Genomic DNA, 5,344 nt, shown 5'->3' with positions numbered 1-5,344 from the left:
AACGAAAATTCGTTCGCCCCGCCACCAGCCCTTCGGGCAGGGGCCCTTTGCGGAAAGAAAATTCCTTCCGCACAACCCAGCCGACCGCCGCAGACAAGACGACCACCCAAGATCCCAAGCCCCCGCCCAACCCAAATCTCCGCGCCAAACCCCTGCCGCCGACCCGATAACCAGCCAAAATTCTCGGCGACGACCGGTGTCAAGGATCGCCGCAGGCGACCGGCGAAGCCGGCGGCCGAAGGCCGTCCTTTACTCCGGGCGCCGCCGAGAACACCCTCCCCGAAAGGGTCGGCGGCAAACAGTCCCCCGAAAAACGGGTCAGCGCCCCCCGCCCAAGATCCTCTCCAACTCCTCCCGATCAGAAAGAGCAGAAGGCTCGACAAGCCGACCAGAGCGTACGTAATAGAACGCAGCCCGAACCCGAGACAACGGCACGCCCATCAGCTCAGCCCACCCAAGCCGATAAAGAGCCAGCTGGAGCGGATCGGCGTTCTGCGTCTGGTTGGTCTTCCAGTCGACGATCAGGAAGCTCCCGTCAGGCTCCTGGTACACCGCGTCGATCCGCCCACGCACCACCTGACCTGCCAGGACGATCGCGAAGGCCGCCTCGACCCGGTACGGCGGACGGTCGGCGAACGGGCCCTGTTCGAAGGCGGCGATGACCTCCTCGAGACCGGACTCGTCCTCGATGCCGTGGTCGGCGCGACCGGGCAGGTCGTCGGGGTCGAAGAGGTCCTGCTGGCCGAATCGGGCCTCGACCCAGGCATGGAACCGGGTGCCGAAGCGGGCCTGGGAGGAGGGCTTGCGGGGCATCGGGCGGACCAGGTCGGCGGCGAAGCCGAGCGGGTCGTCGCGCAGCTTCGACATGGCGGTGGCCGACAGCGACGACGGCAGGGGTACGACCACTTCCGGAGCGCGCTCGCGCTCCGCCTCGGTGAGCAGTCGCTCGATCTCCTCGTCCCACTGGTTCACGGTCTCGAGCAGGGTGAGGTCGTCGAGATCGTCGGGCCCCGGGCCCACCTCTCGGACCAGCCTGGCCGCCTCGAGGCGGCGCTCCACCTCGGGGGTGTGGTGGTTGATCGGCCAGGGCAGGTCAACCTCCTGCGCGGCGTAGGGATTCTCCTCCTCACCCTTCACCACGACCTCGGCCCACCGGTCGGGCTTGGCGCCCCACTGGAGCAGCGCCTCGCGGGTCTTCTCCACGTAGACCGACGGCCCACGCCCCTCCTTGAGCGAGGGTGACCAGCGCCAGCACGAGACGAACTGGATGTGGCGGGCGCGGGTCCAGGCGACGTACGCCAGCCGGAGCTCCTCGACGCGCTCGTGCTCCTTGCGCTCGGCGAGGAGCTCGTCGATCGAGTCGGCGTCATGGCCCTGGAGCTGTGGCAGGTCGTCGCGGTCGCCGCGGAGCGCGGCGGGCATGACCGAGGGGACGGTCAGCCACGACGAGCGCGTCTGGCCGGTGGGGAACTTCTTGTGGGTGACCCCGACCAGGAAGACCACGTCCCACTCGAGCCCCTTGGCTCGGTGGACGGTGAGCAGCTTGACCGAGTCGGCTTCCGAGGGCGTGGCGACGTCGAGACCCTGGCCGTATTCGTCCTCCGCCTCCAGGTAGGCCAGCAGCGCGGCGAGGGTGACCTGGCCGTCGAGACCCTCGAAGTCGGCGACCGCCTGGACGAAGAGGTCGAGGTTGTCTCGCCTGGCGGAGGCTGCCGGCGAGACCGAGGCGGCCAGCTCGACGTCGATACCGGTGACGTCGATGATCCGCCGGACCAGGTCGAGGAGCGGCTCGTTGACCGCCCGGCGCAGCCCGCGGAGCTCGTCGGCGAGGAGCTTGAACCGCTCCCTGGCCTGCAGCGAGTAGTCGTAGTCGGAGGGGTCGCCGGGATCCTCCAGCGCGTCGTTGAGCGAGGGGATCTCGGTGGGGTCGGTGCCCTCGACCGCAGCCTCCAGCTGCCGCTCGATGTCGGCGAACTCCTCCGCGCCGCCGATGACGCCGGCCAGGTCGCGGGAGCGTCGACCCAGGATGGCCAGGTCGCGCGGCCCGATCGCCCACCGCGGACCGGCGAGCAGCGTGAGCAGCGCGGCGTTGGCGGTGACGTCGTGGAGCAGTTCCATGGTGGCCACGACCTCGGCCACCTCGGGCAGCCGGAGCAGCCCCTTCAGGCCGACGATCTCGACCGGGATCTCACGAGCGGTGAGCGCGTCGAAGACCGCTGCCGCCTGCGAGTTGTCCCTGGTCAGGACGCCGATCTCCTTCCACTCCCCGACCGCCTCATGGGCCTCGATCACCTTGTCGGCGAGCCAGAGCAGCTCATCGTCGTACGTCTCGTGGACGTGCACCCGGACCTCACCGTCGCGCGCGCCCTCGGCGGCGACCAGGCGCTCCTTCTCGCGGCCCTCGTAGAGCTGGGCGGCCAGATGGTTGGCTGTGTCGAGGATGCGCGCGTCGGAGCGGCGGTTGACGGTCAGGGAGTAGGCGGGGCGGCGTCCGTCCTTCGTCGGGAAGTCGCGACCGAACTCGAGGATGTTGCTGACCGAGGCGCCGCGCCAGCCGTAGATCGCCTGGTTGGGGTCGCCGACGGCGGTGACGGGATGTCCGTCGCCGAAGAGGCGGGCCAGCATCTGAGCCTGGGCCACCGAGGTGTCCTGGTATTCGTCGAGCAGCACGACCTTGAACTTCCCGCGCTCGATCTCACCGACTTCGGGCGTCTCCACGGCCAACCGAGCGGCCAGCGCGATCTGGTCGGAGAAGTCCATCAGCCCGAGCCGGTCCTTGAGCCGACGGTAGCCGTCGACCAGGTCGAGCAGCTCGTAGCGCTTGTCGATCGCGTCGATCGCCTTCTCGACCTTGGTCAGCTTGGTCTTGACCCGCTTCCCGTCGGCCAGCTGGGCGTTGAGGTCGGCCACCTCGAGCGCGAACAGGGACCGCTCGTTGCGGTCGTAGGCCCGCAGCGTGGCGGGGTCGACAAGGTGCTCGGAGAGCTCGGAGTCGAGCGCAAGCAGCTGCTGGACGGCCAGCTTCGGGTAGTCGGTCAGCTTCTCCACGGGGCGGGTGTGCCGGGCCACGGCTCGAGCCGCGAGCTGGTAGCGGGTCGCGTCGGCGATCAGCCGGGTGTCGGGCTCGTGGCCGATCCGCAGCCCGTGCTCGGAGAGCAGGCCGGAGGCGTAGGAGTGATAGGTCGCAACCGTCGGCTCGGTGGGCTCGTCTTCCTCCTCACCGGGCCGCGGTGGGCCCTCGCGCCGCTCGGGCCACAGCCCCGCCTTCTGCAGCGAGTCGCGGATCCTGGTGGCCAGCTCGGCGGTCGCCTTCGTGGTGAAGGTCAGACCGAGCACCTCCCCGGGAAGTACGCGGCCGGTGGCGACCAGCCAGACGACCCGAGCGGCCATCACCGCGGTCTTGCCGGATCCGGCGCCGGCGATCACCACGGCCGGCTCCAGCGGAGCCGTGATCGCGCGGAACTGCTCCTCGCTGTAGAGCCAGTCGTGGCCCATCAGCTTGGCGAGCTCTTCGGGGGTCTCGACCTTCATCGCGGTGCTCGTTCCGGCGTTCATGACAGCACCGATCCCGAGGTCTGCGCCGGGCAGAGCGCGACGAACTGGCACCGGTCGCACTGCTTGCCGGGCCTGGCCACGAACTCCTCTGCGCGCACCGTCGCCACCGCCTTCTCCAGCTGGGTGATGATCTCGGGCGGCTCGGGTGCCTGCACCTGCACCTTCGGCAACTCGCTCCCCGAACCCGCGGGATGGCGCAGCTGGATCAGCTCCGCTCCCCCAGAGGTCGCCCCAGGCGCGAGCTCGGACGCGGCGCCGTGCTCGACGGCAAGCTGGTAGAGGCCGAGCTGACCGTGCTCCTTGACCTCCTGCGCGGTGGGCGGATACTTCCCGGTCTTCAGGTCGACGACGACGATCCGGCCGCTCTCGTCGAGCTCCAAGCGGTCGGCATAGCCGTTCAGCCGCACCGTCTCGCCGCTGGGCAGCGAGACCTTCGCGGTCAGCTGCTCCTCGAACCCGATCACCGTCCGCGCGCCGGGGCGCCGGTGCCAGGTCAGGAACCTGGCCAGTACGTCCTGGACCGCCTCGCGCTCGCGGGCAGCGGACCACGGCGTACGGAACTCGAGGCGGCCCCAGACCTCGTCCACGAACGGCATCAGGTCCTCGACGGTGGCGGCGTCGAGGTCACCGCGGGCGAGCTGCTCGGCGATCGCGTGCACGACCTTGCCGAACCCCTGGCTCGAGGAGTCGGTGACGGCCCCGCCCGCTTCGCGGGCCAGGAACCACTGCGCGGGGCAGGTCAGGATCGCCTCCAGCGCCGACGCACTCAGCGTGATCGGACGGTCCGCGGGACGCACGGCGGCCGAGGCGTACGTCGGGGCCCGCAGCCCCCACCAGGTCGACGGGTCGGCCGCGAGCGCGATCCGCTTGCCGCGCACCTCGGTGGCGGCCAGCTTCTGCAGCCTTCTCGCGGCCGCCTCGCGCAGCGCGTCGGGCTGGGCCGGATCGGCTGCGGTGCGGCGCAGCTCGGCGATCAGGCCGGCCAGCGACAGCGGCCGCGTCGGCCGGCCGACGCGGTGACGGATCTGGTCCTCGCGCAGGCCGAGCTCGTTGATGAACCGCGAGGGCTGGTCACCGTCGTCGTCGGGCGACTTCACCGCGGTCACGATCAGCCGGGACCGGGCGCGGGTGGCGGCGACGTAGAAGAGCCGGCGCTCCTCGGCGAGCATCGCCGAACGGGTCAGTGGCGGCAGCAGCCCGCCGTGACGGCCGTCCGGCAGCGCCGGGGCGATCCGGTCGGGGCCGAGGAGCGAGTCGCGCCGACGCAGGTCTGGCCAGGCGCCCTCCTGGACGTGGGCGACGACCACGAGACCCCACTCCAGCCCCTTGGAGCGGTGGGCGGTGAGCAGCCGAACCGCCGAGCCGCGCACACCCTTGTCGGCCAGGGTATCGGCCGGGATCTCCTGGGCCCGGAGCGTGGCGAGGAAGGCCTCCACCGAGGTGAACTCCTGGCGGCCCTCGATCTTTGCGGCGGTGTCGAAGAGCGCCACGACCGCGTCCAGGTCACGGTGGGCCAGCCGCGCCGCCGCACCACCCGACTCCACCTGCGCCCGCAGCCGCTGTCCCCACTCGGCACCGTCCCACAGCGTCCACAGCACCTGCTCCGCCCCGGCGCCCTCCTTCAGCGCAGCCCGGGCCTCGGCGAGAAGGGCCGCGAGCCGGCGTACCCGCCCCAGCACCCGCTCCTCGCCCCCGCTGGTCGAGCCGCCGGAGCCGCTAGGCGGAGGCGTGTCGAGACCAACACGGTCCGCTTCGGCGCTCGCATCGACTGTGTTGGTCTCGACACGCT

General features: G+C 70.9%; 2 protein-coding genes. Both read right to left on the bottom strand.

The window, feature by feature from the left end; genetic code table 11:
- Window positions 1-318: 318 nt before the first annotated feature.
- Window positions 319-3,555, bottom strand: a complete 3,237-nt coding sequence (locus ABZY89_RS29380) for an ATP-dependent DNA helicase (RefSeq protein ID WP_355232705.1) — start codon at window positions 3,553-3,555, stop codon at window positions 319-321.
- A partial coding sequence (locus ABZY89_RS29375; protein ID WP_355232704.1) for a PD-(D/E)XK nuclease family protein occupies window positions 3,552-5,344 on the bottom strand: 1,793 nt, incomplete at its 5' end. The genes ABZY89_RS29375 and ABZY89_RS29380, both read right to left, overlap by 4 nt.

The sequence above is a fragment of the Nocardioides sp. NPDC006303 genome, assembly GCF_040613175.1.
Classification (GTDB): Bacteria; Actinomycetota; Actinomycetes; order Propionibacteriales; family Nocardioidaceae; genus Nocardioides.
Note: the sequence above shows the minus strand (reverse complement) of the source record. Positions and strands in the feature narration are given on the sequence as shown.